At 74.9% G+C, this 16,070-nt stretch carries 14 protein-coding genes; 6 read left to right on the top strand and 8 right to left on the bottom strand.

Annotated features, from left to right (window positions below):
• Positions 1-32 precede the first annotated feature (32 nt).
• The 7 genes from ACF09K_RS30620 to ACF09K_RS30650 form a co-directional block, all read right to left on the bottom strand.
• The gene (locus tag ACF09K_RS30620; RefSeq protein ID WP_392248570.1) at positions 33-1,268 is read right to left on the bottom strand and encodes a class F sortase; all 1,236 of its coding nucleotides are present in this window, start codon (positions 1,266-1,268) and stop codon (positions 33-35) included.
• A complete protein-coding gene (locus ACF09K_RS30625) occupies positions 1,255-1,833 on the bottom strand; it encodes a hypothetical protein (RefSeq protein WP_392248571.1) in 579 nt (192 codons plus the stop codon). The genes ACF09K_RS30620 and ACF09K_RS30625 overlap by 14 nt, the downstream gene beginning before the upstream one ends.
• Positions 1,834-1,934: 101 nt before the next feature.
• Complete coding sequence (locus ACF09K_RS30630) at positions 1,935-3,272, bottom strand: MFS transporter (protein ID WP_392248572.1); 1,338 nt, start codon at positions 3,270-3,272, stop codon at positions 1,935-1,937.
• 157 nt (positions 3,273-3,429) lie between these two features.
• On the bottom strand, positions 3,430-4,902 hold the full coding sequence (locus tag ACF09K_RS30635) for a CitMHS family transporter (RefSeq protein WP_392248573.1): 1,473 nt from the start codon (positions 4,900-4,902) through the stop codon (positions 3,430-3,432).
• Between the two features lie 124 nt (positions 4,903-5,026).
• Positions 5,027-7,258, bottom strand: a complete 2,232-nt coding sequence (locus ACF09K_RS30640) for a molybdopterin oxidoreductase family protein (protein WP_392248574.1) — start codon at positions 7,256-7,258, stop codon at positions 5,027-5,029.
• Positions 7,259-7,361: 103 nt separating this feature from the next.
• Entirely contained in the window at positions 7,362-7,976 is a 615-nt protein-coding gene (locus ACF09K_RS30645; RefSeq protein WP_392248575.1) for a TetR family transcriptional regulator, read from the bottom strand.
• Positions 7,973-8,749: a nuclear transport factor 2 family protein gene (locus ACF09K_RS30650; protein ID WP_392248576.1), complete on the bottom strand. Its 777-nt coding sequence runs from the start codon at positions 8,747-8,749 to the stop codon at positions 7,973-7,975. The genes ACF09K_RS30645 and ACF09K_RS30650 overlap by 4 nt, the downstream gene beginning before the upstream one ends.
• Before the next feature lie 160 nt (positions 8,750-8,909).
• On the opposite strand from ACF09K_RS30650, the gene hmgA reads away from it, so the two are divergent.
• From hmgA to ACF09K_RS30665, 3 genes are read left to right on the top strand one after another with little or no spacing between them, the layout of a single operon-like run.
• Positions 8,910-10,229: a homogentisate 1,2-dioxygenase gene (gene hmgA, locus ACF09K_RS30655; RefSeq protein WP_392248577.1), complete on the top strand. Its 1,320-nt coding sequence runs from the start codon at positions 8,910-8,912 to the stop codon at positions 10,227-10,229.
• Positions 10,230-10,256: 27 nt separating this feature from the next.
• Positions 10,257-11,006, top strand: coding sequence for a GntR family transcriptional regulator (locus ACF09K_RS30660; RefSeq protein ID WP_392248578.1), 750 nt, complete (start codon positions 10,257-10,259; stop codon positions 11,004-11,006).
• 12 nt (positions 11,007-11,018) lie between these two features.
• On the top strand, positions 11,019-12,158 hold the full coding sequence (locus ACF09K_RS30665; RefSeq protein WP_392248579.1) for a type ISP restriction/modification enzyme: 1,140 nt from the start codon (positions 11,019-11,021) through the stop codon (positions 12,156-12,158).
• Between the two features lie 67 nt (positions 12,159-12,225).
• Here the strand turns inward: ACF09K_RS30665 and ACF09K_RS30670 are convergent, their stop codons facing one another.
• The gene (locus tag ACF09K_RS30670) at positions 12,226-12,939 is read right to left on the bottom strand and encodes a TetR/AcrR family transcriptional regulator (protein WP_392248580.1); all 714 of its coding nucleotides are present in this window, start codon (positions 12,937-12,939) and stop codon (positions 12,226-12,228) included.
• A gap of 63 nt (positions 12,940-13,002) precedes the next feature.
• Here ACF09K_RS30670 and ACF09K_RS30675 point away from each other — a divergent pair, with 63 nt between their 5' ends.
• Genes ACF09K_RS30675 through ACF09K_RS30685 form a run of 3 tightly spaced genes read left to right on the top strand, consistent with a single transcriptional unit; the run spans position 13,003 to position 16,070 of the window.
• A complete protein-coding gene (locus ACF09K_RS30675) occupies positions 13,003-14,052 on the top strand; it encodes an ATP-binding cassette domain-containing protein (RefSeq protein WP_392248581.1) in 1,050 nt (349 codons plus the stop codon).
• A gap of 26 nt (positions 14,053-14,078) precedes the next feature.
• Positions 14,079-14,825, top strand: a complete 747-nt coding sequence (locus tag ACF09K_RS30680) for an ABC transporter permease (RefSeq protein ID WP_392248650.1) — start codon at positions 14,079-14,081, stop codon at positions 14,823-14,825.
• Positions 14,826-14,858: 33 nt separating this feature from the next.
• Positions 14,859-16,070 carry a CaiB/BaiF CoA transferase family protein gene (locus ACF09K_RS30685; RefSeq protein WP_392248582.1) on the top strand — a complete coding sequence of 404 codons (1,212 nt, stop codon included), beginning with the start codon at positions 14,859-14,861 and terminating at the stop codon, positions 16,068-16,070.

The raw sequence follows: 16,070 nt of genomic DNA on the forward strand, positions 1-16,070 counted from the left end.
CCGGCGCCCCGCCCTCGGGAGCGGGCCCCGGCTCAGCGTGCCGGGCCGGCCCGGTCCCGGATCTGGGTCAGGTGGGCGAAGACCACGAGGTTGCCGGAGTAGCCGGACCTGCGGTCGAAGGTGCCGCCGCAGGTGATGAGCCGCAGTTCGGGGCGGCCCCGGTCGCCGTACACCTCCTGGTCGGGGAAGTCGGCCTTCTCGTAGTTCCTGATCCGGTCGACCCGGTAGACGGCGGTGCGCCCGTCGGCCCGGCGGACCTCGATGCGGCGGCCGGGCGAGAGTTCGGACAGGCCCGAGAAGACGGCCGGCCCGGTGTCGGTGTCGAGGTGGCCGACGGCGACGGCGGTGCCCGGCCCGCCCGGGGAGGGGCCGTCCGCGTACCAGCCCACCAGCTCGGGGTCGTCCTCCGGGGGCGCGGGCAGTCTGCGCCCGCCGTCCAGGCGGAGGTCCATGACCGGCGCGTCGAGGCCGAGGTACGGGATCGCCAGCCGGGTCGCGCGCGAGCGCGGGAGGACGTGAGGGCCCTTGGGAGCGGGCCGGGGTCGTGGCGTCGCCGCCCGGGGGGCGCCCGCGGCACCGGGGAGCGGCGCGGCGGAACGGGGACGGTCGGAGGGGGGCCGGGGGGAAGGGCGGGCGGCGGTGCCGGGGCGCGGGGCCCCCGCACGGGCGGCTCCCGGCGCGGGCGCGGTCCCCGTCGTGGACGGCGGCCGCCGGGGACCCGGCGACGGCGACACCGGCCGGGTCGGCCGCGGTCGCGAGGGCTCCGCCCGCTGCGGGGACTGCCGGGCCGCCCCCGCGGACGGTCCTCCCGGCGGGGACTGCCGGGGCCGTGCCGACGGGGCCCCCTGGCGCGACCGCCCCGGACGGGCGGAGGGCGCCGGCCGGCGGGGCTTCCCCGCGTGCGCCGACGGGGCCCCCGCCCCGTGGGCCGCCGGGGACGGCGCGCCCTCCGGCGGCCGCGCCGGTCCCGACAGCCCCGTCCCGTACCGGGCCTGCTCCGGACGTGCGCCCGGCGTGCCCTCGCCGGTGTCCGGCGAGGGCACGGACCCGGACCGCGGACGCGCCTGCCGGTCGGGGCCCCGAGCGTCCCCGGCCACGACGGCGGATCCGGCGGGGCGGGCCGCCGAGACCGCCGTGTCGGCGGGCTCCTCGGCACGGGCCCACCAGACGGCGCCCGCCATCAGCGTGACGGTCAGGGCGGCCGTCCTCGTCAGGCGGTAGGCGCGCGTCCGGTACCAGGGCCTGCGGATCCGCCTACGCGGCGCCATGCGAGCGGCGGCGCAGCCGGAACCACGCGGCTCCGCCGGCCGCGGCCAGGCCGACCGCCGCCGCACCGGCGACCGGGGTGAACGCGGCGTCGCGGGCCAGGCCGCCGCCGCCCGCCGGCGGGCCGCCGTGGGGGCCGCCGGCGTGGGGCGGCCGGTCGGGGCAGTCGAGCTTGAAGACCTTCGGACTGGCGGTGCTGACGCCGCCGCCGACGACGGTCCAGGCCAGCCGGTACTGCCCGGTGGGCAGCATCAGGTTCTCGGTGACCCCGGCGCCGTTGGCGAGGGTGACGACACCGGAGAGGGTGGCGCCGTTGCCGGCCTGCGCGGACTGCGGCGTGATGGTCCAGTTGATGCCCGGGGCGGTGTCGAAGTTGAAGGCGTCGAGGTAGAACCTGCAGACCTTGGGCTGGTTGGCCTGGGCGCGGACGGCGGTGCCCACCGTGTGCACCCTGACGTCTCCGTTCTCCCCTACGGCAGCGGCGGTCGGCGCTCCGAGGAGGACGGCTCCACCGGCGGCGAGGGCCGTCAGCGTGGCGGCCCTGCGTGGACGGGACGAGGTCGGCATCAGAGAACCTCCGAGTCAGATGATTTTCATACAAATCGGCTTGCATCTGACTGGATGTCACATCCCGGCCCGCCGATCGCGGAAGCACCGCGTGCCGCGCCTCAGATATCGCTCTTACGGCCCAACGAGGAACCGGTACGCCGCACTCCGCCCCGGCTCCCGGCATCGGCCCCGGCCCCGGCCCCGGCATCGGCATCGGCATCGGCATCGGCCCCGGCATCGGAAGCGTCTTCGCCGTCCGCCGCCCGCCCCCCGGGCCCGCCCCGCTCCGGGGAGCGCAGCGCCACTCCCGACGAGAGCAGCAACAGCCCGCCCAGCATCACGAACGGCGCCGCCACGCCCGCCACCCCGGCGATCAGACCCGCGGCGGCCGGCGCGGCGACCTGGCCGAGGCGGTTGCCGGTCAGCCGGAGCGCGAGGGCTGTGGAGCGGGCTCCGTCGGGCGCGGCCTGGACGACGGTCGTCATGGACAGGGGCTGCCCCGCCCCGAGGCAGAAGCCGAGCGCCGCGAGCATCACGGCCAGCGCCCACACCGGCACCGGCAGCGCGAGCCCGCCGCACAGCAGGGCCGCCAGCAGGCAGGTCACGGTGAGCAGAGCGGTCCGCCCGAGCAGCCTCAGCAGGGGCGTGAGGACCAGGCGGCAGGCGATGGTGGCGGCGGCCCGCAGGCTGAGCAGCAGGCCGATCACCGACGGGGCGATGCCCCGGTGCTCGCCGACCACCGGGAGATAGGCGGTGAGGATGTCGGTCGCGGACAGCACCGAGAGGCTGACGAGGATGCCCGCGGGCACGCCTCGGGTGCGCAGGATGCGGACGACGGGGACGACGGGGACACAGCCGCTCTTCGGCGTGCGCGACGTGGCGGAGGTGTCCGGGTGCTCGACGCGCCACAGCGAGGTGAACGCGACCGCGGCGCCCGCGCCGGCGACGAGGAGGGCCAGCGCGCTGGTGCCCGCCATGTCGGAGCCGCCGATCAGGGCGCCCGCGGCGATCGGGCCGGCCAGTTGGCCGAGCGAGGCACCGATCGTGAAGTGACCGAAGTTGCGGTCCTGTTCGTGCGGTGCGGACTGGCGGGCGACGAGCGACTGGGCGCCGATGACGAAGCAGAGGTGGCCGAGTCCCATGACGCCGCTCCACAGGGCCATCGTCCCCAGGGAGCCGGCGGCGCCGCTCAAGGCACAGCCGCCGGCTATCAGGACCACGCCGAAGGGCAGCAGGGGCGCGCACCGGCCGTGGTCGGTACGGCGTCCCAGCGGGACGGCGGCGAAGAGCGGAAGGAGGGCGTACACGCCGGCGATGACGCCGACCGCCCGTTCGTCCGCGCCCAGCGCGAGGGCCCGGTAGGAGACGGCGGGCCGGGCCATCGACACCGCCCCCTGCGCGAAGCCGAAGGCGATGACGAGGCGGAGCAGCCAGCCGCGGTTCCCACCGGGCCCCATGGTTGTTTCCTCCCTGACGGTCGGAGTCGAAGTCAAATGCGGATGCGGAACGAGTGTGGAGCCGAGCGAACCGGAGCGGGACGGCCCGGCGGGCCGCCGGGCCGCCGGGCCGCCGGGCCGCCGGGCCGCCGGGCCGCCGGGCCGCCGGGCCGCCGGGTCAGATGATCCCGAACAGCATGCCCGCCGCGAGGATCACCAGGCTGGTCAGGGCCGCCCACTTGACGACGAACCGCGTGTGGTCGCCGAACTCGACCTTGGCCATGCCGACGAGGACGTAGACGGCCGGGACGAGCGGGCTCGACATGTGCAGGGGCTGGCCCACCAGGGAGGCGCGGGCGATCTCCAGCGAGGAGACCCCGTGGGCCTGGCCGGCCTCGGCGAGGACGGGCAGGACGCCGAAGTAGAAGCCGTCGTTCGACATGAAGTAGGTGAGCGGGATGCTCAGGACGCCGGTGACGAAGGCCATGTGCGGGCCCATGCCGTCGGGGATGTTGTCCACCAGCCAGGTGGCCATGTGGTCGACCATGCCGGTGCCGGTGAGGACGCCGGTGAAGACGGCGGCGGCGAACACCATGCCGGCGACGTTGAGGACGTTCTCGGCGTGCGCGCCGAGGCGGGCCTTCTGGTCGGGCATGTGCGGGAAGTTGACGGTGAGCGCGAGCGCGGCGCCGAGCAGGAACAGCACCGGGATCGGCAGCCACTCCATGATCATGGCGGTGAGCAGCGTGACCGTGAGGAGCGCGTTGAACCAGTACAGCCGGGGACGCAGGGTGGCGCGGTTCGGGTCGAGCCCGGCGAGGCGCGCGTCCTCCTCGGGCTCGTCGGCGCCCGTACCGGCGTCCGTACCGGCGTCGGCGTCGGCGTCGGCGTCGGCGTCGGCGTCGGTGCCGGAACCCGAACCGCCCGCGGGGACGGTCTTCCTGCCGGCGCCTGTACCGGTACCGGTGCCGGCACCCACGAGCACCGTCTCGGGCTCCGTCTCCGTCTTCTCCACCAGGGCCTCGTCCAGCGTCAGCACGCCGAGCCGCTTGCGCTCGCGGCGGCCGAGGACGTACGAGAGGGCGATGACGCCCAGCAGGCCGACGGCCAGGGCCGGGATCATCGGGACGAAGATGTCGCCGGCGTCGAGCTTCAGGGCGGTGGCGGCGCGGGCGGTCGGGCCGCCCCAGGGCAGCGTGTTCATCACGCCGTTGGCCATCGCGGCGACACCGGTCATCACGACCAGGCTCATCTTCAGGCGCTTGTAGAGCGGGTACATCGCCGAGACGGTGATCATGAAGGTGGTGGAGCCGTCGCCGTCGAGCGAGACGATCGCGGCGAGGAGCGCCGTGCCGACGACGATGCGCAGCGGGTCGGCCTTGCAGAACTTCAGGATGGCCCGCACGATCGGGTCGAACAGGCCGACGTCGATCATCACACCGAAGTAGACGATCGCGAACATGAGCATCGCCGCGGTGGGGGCGAGGCTGGAGACGCCGTCGAGGACGTAGTCCCCGAGCTTGGCGCCCTTCCCGACGAAGACACAGAACAGTGCCGGGATCAGGACGAGCGCCGCGATCGGCGACATCTTCTTCAGCATGATCAGGACCAGGAAGGTCGCGATCATGGCGAAGCCGAGGATGGTCAGCATGAATGGATACCTAACGTTCGCCCTTGAACATCCCACCTGGGGGTCGGCGGTGCGTTGACGTTAGGACCGTTCAAACGGTGTTAACAAGATGTTGACGTGCGAGCAATAAGCGCAAAACTCCAGGTCAGCCGGTGGGGGTGAGTTCGACGGGCACGCCGTTGAGGACGGCGTTGCCGGACAGCGGGTCGAGCAGGCTGCCGTCGAGGAGCTGGTTGACGTTGACTCCGGGGTCGGCGCCGGCGTGGCCGAGCCGGGTGCCGGGGCGGTCGTGGCCCCAGCCGTGCGGGATGCTGACGACGCCCCGGCGCACCCCGTCGGTCACCTCGGCCGGCACGGTCACCTCTCCCCCGGCGCCCTTGACCCGCACCGGCTGCCCGTCGCGCAGCCCGAGCCGCTCGGCGTCCTCGGGGTGGACCTGGACGGTGCAGCGGTTGCTGCCGCCGGTGAGGGCGGGGACGTTGTGCATCCAGCTGTTGTTGGACCGCAGGTGCCGGCGGCCGACGAGGACGAGTCCGGCGGGTCGCTCGTCGGCCGCCCGCCGCAGCCGCGGCAGGTCGTCGGCGATCGGCCCGGGCAGCAGCTCGATCTTCCCGCTGCGGGTCTTCAGCGGCTGCGGCAGGCGCGGCCGCAGCGGCCCGAGGTCGATGCCGTGCGGGTGGTCGAGGAGCCGCTCCAGGCACAGCCCGTCGGGCCGGACGCCGAAGCCGTCGCCGTAGGGGCCGAGGCGCAGCATCATGTCGAGCCGGCGTTCGGGGCCGTTGTCGCCGGCGAGCCGGGCCGCGAGGTCCTCGGGGTCGCGGCCGTGCACGGGTGAGTGCGGGGCCGCGACCGCCTTGCCGAGGGTCTGCCCGATGACCAGGTCGTCGACGGCGCCGGGGTCGGCGCCGTGCATCCCGGTGACGGCCAGGACCAGCCGGGCGAGGATCTCGGTCTCGGCCATCCGGCCCGGCTCCAGCGGGACGGCGGGGCGGGTGTAGCGGACCTGGTTGCGGACGGCGAGGGCGTTGAAGGCGAAGTCGTGGTGGGGGCTCTGGGACGGCGGGGGCGGCGGCAGGACGACGTCGGCGTGGCGCGAGGTCTCGTTGAGGTACGGGTCCACGCTGACCATGAAGTCGAGCGAGTCGAGCGCCTTGTCGAGCCGGTCGCCGTCGGGGGCGGAGAGCACCGGGTTGGCGGCCACGGCGATCAGCGCCCGGACCGGGGTGCCCTCGTCCGTCGCGGTGTCGATCTCCTCGGCGAGCGCGGAGAGCGGCAGTTCGCCCTTGGCCTCGGGGTGCCGGCTCACGCGGGAGTGCCAGCGCCCGAGCGCGAAGCCCCGGCCGGGACCGGCGGGCCGGGGCGTGCGGTCCGTGGCGGCCTGCGGGAAGAGGGCGCCGCCGGGCCGGTCGAGGTTGCCGGTGAGGATGTTGAGGACGTCGACGAGCCAGCTCGCCAGGGTGCCGTGCGGGACGGTGCAGCTGCCGATGCGGCCGTAGACGGCGGCGGTGGGCGCGGCCGCGAGCTCGCGGGCGAGGGTGCGCACGAGCGCGGCGTCCACGTCGCAGGCGGCCGCCACCGCCTCCGGAGTGAACTCGCCGACCGCGTCCCGGAGTTCGCCGACACCCTGCACCTGCGCGCTCAACTCGCCCAGCCGCACGAGCCCTTCCTCGAACAGTACGTGCGCCATCGCCGCGAGCAGCAGGGCGTCGGTGCCGGGCCGGATCGCGATGTGCCGGTCGGCGAGCCGCGCGGTGCGGGTGCGGCGGGGGTCGACGACGGTGAGGGTGCCGCCGCGGGCCCTGAGCGCCTTGAGCTTGCCGGGGAAGTCGGGGGCGGTGCACAGACTCCCGTTGGACTCCAGGGGGTTGGCCCCGATCAGGAGCAGGTGGTCGGTGTGGTCCAGGTCCGGCACCGGGATGGCGCCCGCGTCACCGAAGAGGAGTCCGCTGGAGACGTGCTTGGGCATCTGGTCGACCGTGGAGGCGGTGAAGAGGCTGCGGGTGCCGAGTCCGGCGAGCAGCACGGGCGGGTAGAGCGCGCCGGCCACGGTGTGCACGTTGGGGTTGCCGAGGACGACGCCGACCGCGTGCGGGCCGTGGCGCTCGACGACCGGGCGGATCCCGGCGGCGACGGCGTCGAAGGCCTCCGCCCAGGTGGCCTCGCGCAGTTCGCCGTCGCGGCGGACCAGGGGTGCGCGCAGCCGGTCGGGGTCGCCGTCGACGGCGCCGAAGGAGGCGCCCTTGGGGCAGATGAACCCGTTGCTGAAGACGTCCTCGCGGTCGCCGCGGGCACCGGTGACCCGGGTTCCCTCGATGGTCAGGGTCAGCCCGCAGGTGGCCTCGCACAGGGGGCAGATTCGCAGGGCGGTGCGGGACACGGGTCCTCCTGGGAAGGCGGCGGCTGTGGCGCTCTCGTCCGCCGAGCATACCGACCGGTATGCATGCTGGGGAGGGCCTGGGCCGCGCGATCCGGCGGGCGCGTCAGTCCAGCACGCGGGCCAGGTACGCCCGCAGCAGTTCCCGCGCCTCCTCGATGATCCTCGGGTCGCCCTCGGGCGCCATCCGGAAGGCCAGGTGGACGAGGGTGTCCGCGGTCTCCACCGCGACCAGGAAGGTGCGGCGCAGATCCTCGTCGGGGGTCCGGCCGAGGTGGTCGGAGAGCAGGTCGGTGAGGCGGTCGGCGACGCGGTGGTTGGGTTCGCCGCGCGAGCCGATGGGGATCTGGTTGCCGAAGTCCACGAGCGAGAAGCCGGGCGCGGTGCGCTTCATGGCCAGGTACTCGTCGAGGACGGCGTCCGTCGCGGCCCGCCAGTCCCCCCGCCGGGCGTCCCGCAGCCGCCCGGTGACCCGTTCGGCGTACCGCTCGAGGTTGCGCTGGGCCAGCGCGTCGGCCATCTGCCTCTTGTTGCCGAAGAAGCGGTAGACCGACCCGATGGGGACGCCGGCCCGCTGGGCGACGGCACGGGTGCTCAGCGCGTCGTAGCCGACCTCGTCCAGGAGGTCGGCGCAGGCGTCGAGGATCCTGGTCAGCCGTTCGGCGCTGCGCCGCTGCACGGGCGCGCGACGGAGCGATGTCGCGTGGGGCACGGGCTTCATGATGCCTTTCCGCCGCGGTCCGGTGAACCTCGCCCCTCGGTACGCGCGAGGGTGGCCGGTGCACTCAACGCGGCGGGGGACGACGCGTCCGGGCCGCCCGGGGAACCCGATCCGACCCCCGTCCCCGCCTCCGGCTCCGGCCCCGTCCCCGCCTCCGGCCCCGACTCCGGCCGCGTCCCCGCCTCCGGCTCCGTCCGCGCTCCCGACCCCGTCCCCGTCCCCGCTCCCGGCTGCGGCTCCGCCTCCGGCCGCGTCTGCGGCTCCGCCTCGGGCTCCGAGGCCGTGATGTCCGCCGTGCTCTCCACCGGCTTCCCGTCGACCGCCCACACCGTGCCGTCGTCGGCGTACAGCCGTGCGGTGACCTGGTGGGTGCCGTGCGCGAGGTAGCCCTCGGGGATGCGGTAGGAGGGGTCGCGCAGGTCGGCGAGGGGCGAGCCGTCCACGAAGATCCGGGCGATGCCGCGGCCGCCGACCGCCGCCCGCGCACCGGACGGCGACAGGCGGAAGCCCCGCAGCTTCAGGCGCACGTCCCAGCCACCCTCGGCGTCGGGCTCCACCTCCAGACGGACCTGCGGCGCGCCCTTCCCGCCGATCTCCCGGTAGTGCCGCCCGTCGTCGTCCGTGTCGTCGAGCACCTTGCCGACGGGCGAGGGCGGGGGCGTGCTCCCGCGCCCGGCCGGCGCGGGCGCGCCACCGGTGCCGCAGCCCGCGGATCCGGTCACGAGCAGGACACAGACCGCGAGCGCGGGCAGGATTCCACGCGTCCACGACATGCCCGGGAGCGTAGAACACGGGTACGACACGGGGATCCTCCCGGGGTCTGTTTCCCGCCATCCGTGATCGTCCTCCGCAAGGAGGACCCATGTACCTCTTGCGTCCGGGAAACCGCAATCCTACGGTGATGCAGAGGAATCGGCGGTCGAGGGAGCACGCATGAACAGCGGGGACGCACGCAGGACGGCAGAGGGGCTGACGTACCTCACGGGATTCGGCAACGAGCACGCCTCCGAGGCCGTGCCCGGCGCCCTGCCCGAGGGACGCAACTCCCCGCAGCGCGCGCCCCTCGGGCTGTACGCGGAGCAGCTCAGCGGCTCCGCCTTCACCGAGCCGCGCGCCGACAACCGCCGCTCGTGGCTGTACCGGATCCGCCCCTCGGCCGCGCACCCGGCGTTCACCCGCGCGGACAACGGCGCTCTGCGCACCGCCCCCTTCACGGACACGGTCCCGGACCCGAACCGGCTGCGCTGGGACCCCCTCCCCGACCCCGCGCCGGGGACGGACTTCCTGGGGGGCCTGTGGACCCTGGGCGGCAACGGCGACGCCGCGCAGCGCGCCGGCATGGCCGTGCACCTCTACCACGCCGACACCGCCATGGACCGGGTGTTCAGCGACGCCGACGGCGAGCTGCTGATCGTGCCGGAGCGCGGCGGCCTGCTGCTGCGCACCGAGTTCGGCCTGCTGCACGCCGAGCCGGGGCACGTGGCGCTGATCCCGCGCGGGGTCCGCTTCCGGGTGGAACCGCTCGACGGGACGGCCCGCGGTTACGTGTGCGAGAACTACGGCGCCCCGTTCCGCCTCCCCGACCTCGGCCCCATCGGCGCCAACGGCCTGGCCAACCCGCGCGACTTCCGCGCGCCCGTCGCCGCGTACGAGGACGTGGAGGGGCCGGTGGAGGTGGTCAGCAAGTACTGCGGCAACCTCTGGACGGCGACCTACGACCACTCGCCCCTCGACGTCGTCGCCTGGCACGGCAACCACGTCCCGTACGTCTACGACCTGCGCCGCTTCAACGTCATCGGCACGATCTCGTACGACCACCCGGACCCGTCGATCTTCACGGTGCTGACGTCCCCGTCCGACACCCCGGGGCTGGCGGGCGTGGACTTCGTGGTCTTCGCGCCGCGCTGGCTGGTGGGCGAGGACACCTTCCGGCCGCCGTACTTCCACCGGAACGTGATGAGCGAGTACATGGGCCTGATCGAGGGGGCCTACGACGCCAAAGCGGAGGGCTTCGTGCCGGGCGGCGGCTCGCTGCACAACATGATGTCGGCGCACGGCCCGGACCGGGAGACGTTCGACCGGGCCAGCGCGGCCGACCTGGTGCCGCACAAGGTCGACGACGGGCTGGCGTTCATGTTCGAGACGCGGTGGCCGCTCGCCCTCACCCCGCAGGCGGCCGGCGCGGACCACCTGCAACAGGGGTACGACGAGGTGTGGTCGGGCCTCGAACGCCACTTCCGCCCCTTGCACTGAGGATTGCCGCCGGGTACGGATGGCCCCGTGACCTCCTTCGCGCCGGACTCGATCGTCCTGAACCGCAAGCTGCCGCTCTGGTACCAGGTGTCGCAGTCGCTGCGCGCCTCGATACTGGGGCGTTCGGCCGCGGACCCGCTGCGGCTGCCCACCGAGGAGCAGCTGGCCGGGCACTACGGGGTGAGCGTGCTGACCATGCGGCAGGCGCTCAAGGAGCTGGAGGACGAGGGGCTGATCACCCGGTACCGCCGCCGCGGCACGTTCATCGAGCCGACGGCCCGGCGGGGCGCCCCGGTCAGGCTGCTGGGCTCGGTCGACGCGATCGTGGCCCAGCAGTCGGGCATGGTGACGGAGCTGCTCTCGCACGGCCCGGCGCCGGTCCCGGCGGACGTCGCCGAGCACTTCCCGGACCTGGCGGAGGTGGCGGCGTACCACCGGCTGCGCGGTGACAAGAAGACGGGCGAGCCGACCAACCACGCCCGCAACTACGTCCGTCCGGAACTCGCCGCGGTGATCGACCCGCAGGACCTGGTGCGCTGGCCGATGACGAAGGTGCTGCGGGACGTGGTGGGCGCGGACATCGGCCGGATCACCGACACGGTCGAGGCCCGCCTCGCGGACCCGGAGACCGCCCGGCTGCTCCGGGTACCGCTGCTCAGCCCGATCCTGCACTACACGGGCGTCACCTACGACAGCGGCAACCGCCCGCTGGACGTGGCCGTCATCCAGTACCGCGGCGACCGCTTCTCCTTCACGGTCACCCTCGACGCGCACTGAGCACGTCGTACGATGCCAGGCGTGACGCGCGACGAAGCTCCGCCGCTGGCGGACCTCATGCCGTGGTCGGTCGCACCGCCGCGGCTCGGCCGGGAGTGGCCGGCGGCCCCCGATCCGGCTTCCCTGCGGGCCCGTTGGGACCGCCTCCTGGCGGCGGAGGGCGCGGATCGCGAGGCCCTCCTCCAGCCGACCCGCTCGCGCACCGCGCACACCGCGGTCGCACAGCTGCCCGGCGGGCCCGCCGGCACCGGGAGGCTGATCCGCGCCACCGGCCCCTGCCCCGAGCCGGTCCGGGTCCTGGCCGCCCCCTTCGACGAGCAGTGGCTCATCCCCGACCACCGGCTCATCGACGCGGCCCGCCCCGAGCTGTGGCGGGTGGCGGACGCGCACCAGGTCTTCGTGGTGGAGTCGGACGGGTCCCCGCACCTGCTGGCGACCTCCCGCTTCCCGACGCTGCGCGCCCGCCGGATCCGCCCCCTGTACCGCCGGCCCGGCGGCGGGGAACCCAACCTCGCGCCGGGCCTGCTGGAGCACCTCGGGCACTCCCGCGACCCGCTGGACTTCCTCGCCTGGACCCTCGCCGCGGTCCGTCCCGACCGCACGGTCCCGCTCACCCGGGACCCCGGGCTGTGGTCCCGCGGCGTCGCCCTGGGCCACCGTCTGCTGCGGCTGCTGCGCCGCGACGGCGAGCGCCCCAAGCTGCCCGGCGGCCGCCGGCCCTACGTCCGCGCCCCGCTGCCCGCCCTGCCCGTGACCGTCCGCTACGACCCCGCCGAGGAGGCCCTCCACCTCGACGGGGGACGCGTCTCCCCGGTCGCTCCGCGGGCCTGGGAGTTCGAGGCGGGCGGCGTCCGGGTCCTGGAGCGGTGGTTCGCGGTGCGCACCGCACCCGGCGAGGCCGGCACCCTCTCCGCCCTGCGTCCGCGCGCCTGGCCCCCGTCCTGGACCTCGGAACTGCTGGAACTCGTCACGGTGTTGACCCTGCTCACGGAACTCCTGCCCCAGCGGGCGGAGTTGCAGGTGACGGACGGTGTCACGACGTCGGACCTGCGCGCGGCGGGCGTACTGCCGGTACCGCACCGGGCCCGCCGCCCCGCCTCGGTCCTGACCCTGGACGAGGAGGGCCCGGAGGGCCAGCTGGCACTCCTCTAGGACGCTCCACGGCCCGGACCGGGGACTCCACCGCCCGGACCGGGGACTCCACCGCCCGCCGGGGGCTTCACCGCCCGGGCGCGAAGGCGTCCAGCACCCGCTCCATCGCGAACCCGAAGACGGCCTCCAGGTCGATCGGCCCGGGGTCCTCGGAGAAGGCCGCGGCCATCCGCGGATAGGCCCCGGTGGCGACCTGGCTCCCCAGGTAGGCGATCCGCACCGCGTTCTCCTGCTCCTCCGACCACGGCAGCGACCGCGTCCGCTCGGCGGTGGCCAGCTCGTTGGAGACGAACATCGTGACGACCCCGTTGAGCAGGCCGACGAGCTGCATCTTCATGCCGTAGGTCATGTCCAGCGGGTCCAGGCAGGCCAGGCAGTGCTCCAGGTACCGCAGCGCGTTCGGGCTGAACCCGTGGACCGGCGACATCAGCCGGGTCAGCCACGGGTGCCGGTGCATCAGCTCGCGGGTCTGCCTCCCCACCCGCAGCATGTCGGCCCGCCAGTCCCCGCCCGGCTCCCACAGCTCGTGCTCGCCGCTGACCGCGTCGACCATCAGCTCGTGCAGGTCCTCCTTGCGGGGGACGTAGTTGTACAGCGACATGGTGCCGCAGCCCAGCTCGGCAGCGACGTGCCGCATGGACACCGCGTCGAGTCCCCCGGCGTCGGCGATCCGCACGGCCGCCGCCGCGATGTCGGCACGCGTGTACGCGGGCTTCGGCCCCCGGCCCGTCCGCTCGGGACGGGCCCAGATCACTTCGGGTACGGCCGCTCGGCCCGCCATCGGTCATCACCTCGCCCACCATCGTAGTTACGTACACCGTACGTAGTGCGCTATGGTCGGCCCATGACTACTACGTACGCTGTACTTAGTGAGGGTCTGGAGAAGCGTTTCGGGCAGGTGCGTGCCCTGCGGGGCCTCGACCTCGCCGTCCCGCAGGGCACGGTCTGCGGGATCCTCGGGCGCAACGGGGCGGGCAAGACGACCGCCGTGCGCCTGCTGACGACGCTGCTGCGACCGGACGGGGGTTCGGCCCGGGTCGCGGGGCACGACCTCGTCCGCGAGGCGGCGGCCGTCCGGCGTGCCATCGGCGTCACGGGACAGGACACGACGGTCGACGGCGATCTCACCGGCCGGCAGAACCTGCGGCTGTTCGCCTGGCTGCACCGGGTGCGCGGGCCCGCCGGGCGCGTGGACGCGCTGCTGGAGCGCTTCGGCCTGACGGAGGCCGCCGACCGTGCCGCGTCGGGTTACTCGGGCGGCATGCGGCGGCGCCTGGACCTCGCGGCGAGCCTGGTGCGCCGGCCGCGGGTGCTGTTCCTCGACGAGCCGACCACCGGCCTCGACCCGGCCGGCCGGGGCGAGGTGTGGACCGCCGTCCGCGAGCTGCGCGACGAGGGCACGACGGTCCTGCTGACCACCCAGTACCTGGAGGAGGCCGACCGGCTCGCCGACGACGTCGTCCTGCTCGACCGGGGCCGCGTCGCGCGGGCCGGCTCGCCGCGGCACCTCAAGGCGCTGATCGGCTCGTACGCCGAGGCCGTCGTCGCGGACCCGGCCGCCCTGGCGAGGGCGGCGGGCGTCCTGGACCGCCTCACGGGCGGCGAACCGTCGTTCGACCACGCGCGGGCCGCCGTCGGCGCGGTCACCCGCGACGGCACGCTCACCCTGCCCCGGCTGGTCCGTGAACTCGACGCGGCGGGCGTGCCGTTGCTCGACGTCACGCTGAGACCGCCCACCCTCGACGAGGTGTTCCTGCGGCTCACCGGTGACGGGCGCGCGGGCGACCCCGTCGGGGGCGGCCGGGTCGGGGGCGACCGCCCGGTCGGCGACCGTCCCGCCGGCGACCGTCCCGCCGGCGACCGCCCCGCCGCCGGTGAGGAGGCCGCCGCGTGAGCGCCCTCGTCCTCGACGGCACGGCCATGGTGGGCCGCCAGCTGCTGCGCGTCCGCAACAGTCCGGCGCTGGTGGTCCTCACCCAGACCATGCCGATCACCATGCTGCTCTTCTTCGGCTACGTCTTCGGCAGCGCGCTGGCGATGCCGGGTGCGCAGTACCGCTCCCTCCTGGTGCCGGGCCTGCTGGTGGCGACCGCCGCCAACGGGATCATGACCGGCATGTTCCAGGCGGCCCAGGACGTCCACCGGGGCGTGGCGGACCGGCTGCGCACGCTGCCGGTGAGCCGGGCCGCGGTGCCGCTGGGGCAGGCGGTGGCCGACCTCGTCGTCACGGCGGCGGGGACCGTGCCGTTGCTGCTGGCCGGGCTCGCCGTGGGCTGGCGCGTGGAGGGGTCGGCGCTCGCCGCGACCGGCGCGGTGGGGCTGCTCCTGCTGTTCCGGTTCGCCTGCACCTGGGCGGGCATCCTCCTCGGACTGCTGTCCCGCAGCGAGGAGGCGGCCGGTCAGCTCGGCAGCGCGACCTTCGTGCTGCCGCTGCTGTCCAACGCCTACATCCCCACCGGCGGCCTGCCGGGCCCGCTGCGCACGCTCGCCGAGTGGAACCCGATCAGCGCGGTGACGACGGCCCTGCGGGACCTGTTCGGGAACGCGCCGGTCCCCGCGGGTTCCGCCTGGCCGGTGGCGCACCCGGTCGCCGGATCACTGGTGTGGTGCGGGCTGCTGATCGCGGTGTTCGCGCCGCTCGCCGTGCGGCGGTACGCGCGGCCATGACAGACCGGGGCCGCCCGGGACATGATCCACCCCATGGACCAGCAGCCCCCTCCCCCGCAGCCCCTGCCCCTCGAGGGCCTCACCGTCGTCGCCGTCGAGCAGGCCGTCGCGGCCCCGTTCGCCACCCGGCAGCTCGCCGACCTCGGCGCCCGGGTGATCAAGGTCGAGCGGATCGACGGCGGCGACTTCGCGCGCGGCTACGACACCGCCGCCCGCGGCCTCGCCTCGCACTTCGTGTGGTGCAACCGCGGTAAGGAGTCCATCGCGCTGGACCTGAAGGACCCGCGCGGTCTGGACGTCGTGCGCCGACTGGTCGCGGACGCGGACGTGTTCGTGCAGAACCTCGCGCAGGGGGCGGCGGCCCGGCTCGGACTGGACGCCGCCACCCTGTGCGCCGCGCACCCGCGCCTGGTCGCCGTCGACATCTCGGGGTACGGCGCGTCGGGGCCGTACGCGGACAAGCGGGCGTACGACATGCTCATGCAGTGCGAGGCGGGGCTGGTGTCGGTGACGGGGACGCCCGAGCGGCCGGTGAAGGCGGGCATCCCGGCGGCGGACGTCGCGGCGGCCATGTACGCCTTCTCGGGCGTGCTGGCGGCGCTGGTGCGACGCGGGACGACCGGGCGGGGCGGGCCGGTGGAGGTGTCGATGCTGGAGGCGCTGGCCGAGTGGATGGGGCATCCGCTGCACCACGCGATGCACGGCGGCTCGGCCCCCGCGCGCACCGGCCTCGCACACGCCGTGATCGCGCCCTACGACGCCTATGCGACGGCCGACGGCGGACGGGTGCTGCTGTCGGTGCAGAACGACCGGGAGTGGCGCCGGCTGGCGGAACGGGTGCTGGGGCGACCGGAGTGGGGAAGCGACCCGGCGTACGCGACGAACGCGGCACGGGTCGCGCACCGGGAGCGCGTCGACGCGCTGGTGGCGGGAGCGCTGGGCGCGCTGGACGCCGACGAGGCGCTGGCGCGTCTGGAGGCCGCGGGCATCGCGTGCGCGCGGCTGCGGGATCTGCACGAGGTGGCCGGACATCCGCAGCTGGCGGCCCGGGAGCGGTGGCGGGAGGTGGACTCGCCGGTCGGGCCGTTGCGGGCGCTGCTGCCTCCGATCACACTGCCGGGCGGGGCGGAGGCGCGGATGGGGGCCGTGCCCGCGCTCGGGGAGCACACCGAAGCCTTGCTGCGTGCCGTGGGGATGACGGACGAGGAGATCGCAGCGCTGCGCCGGGACGGTGTGGCCTCCTGA

Origin of the sequence: Streptomyces sp. NPDC014882, from assembly GCF_043081325.1 — a bacterium.
Taxonomy (GTDB): domain Bacteria; phylum Actinomycetota; class Actinomycetes; order Streptomycetales; family Streptomycetaceae; genus Streptomyces.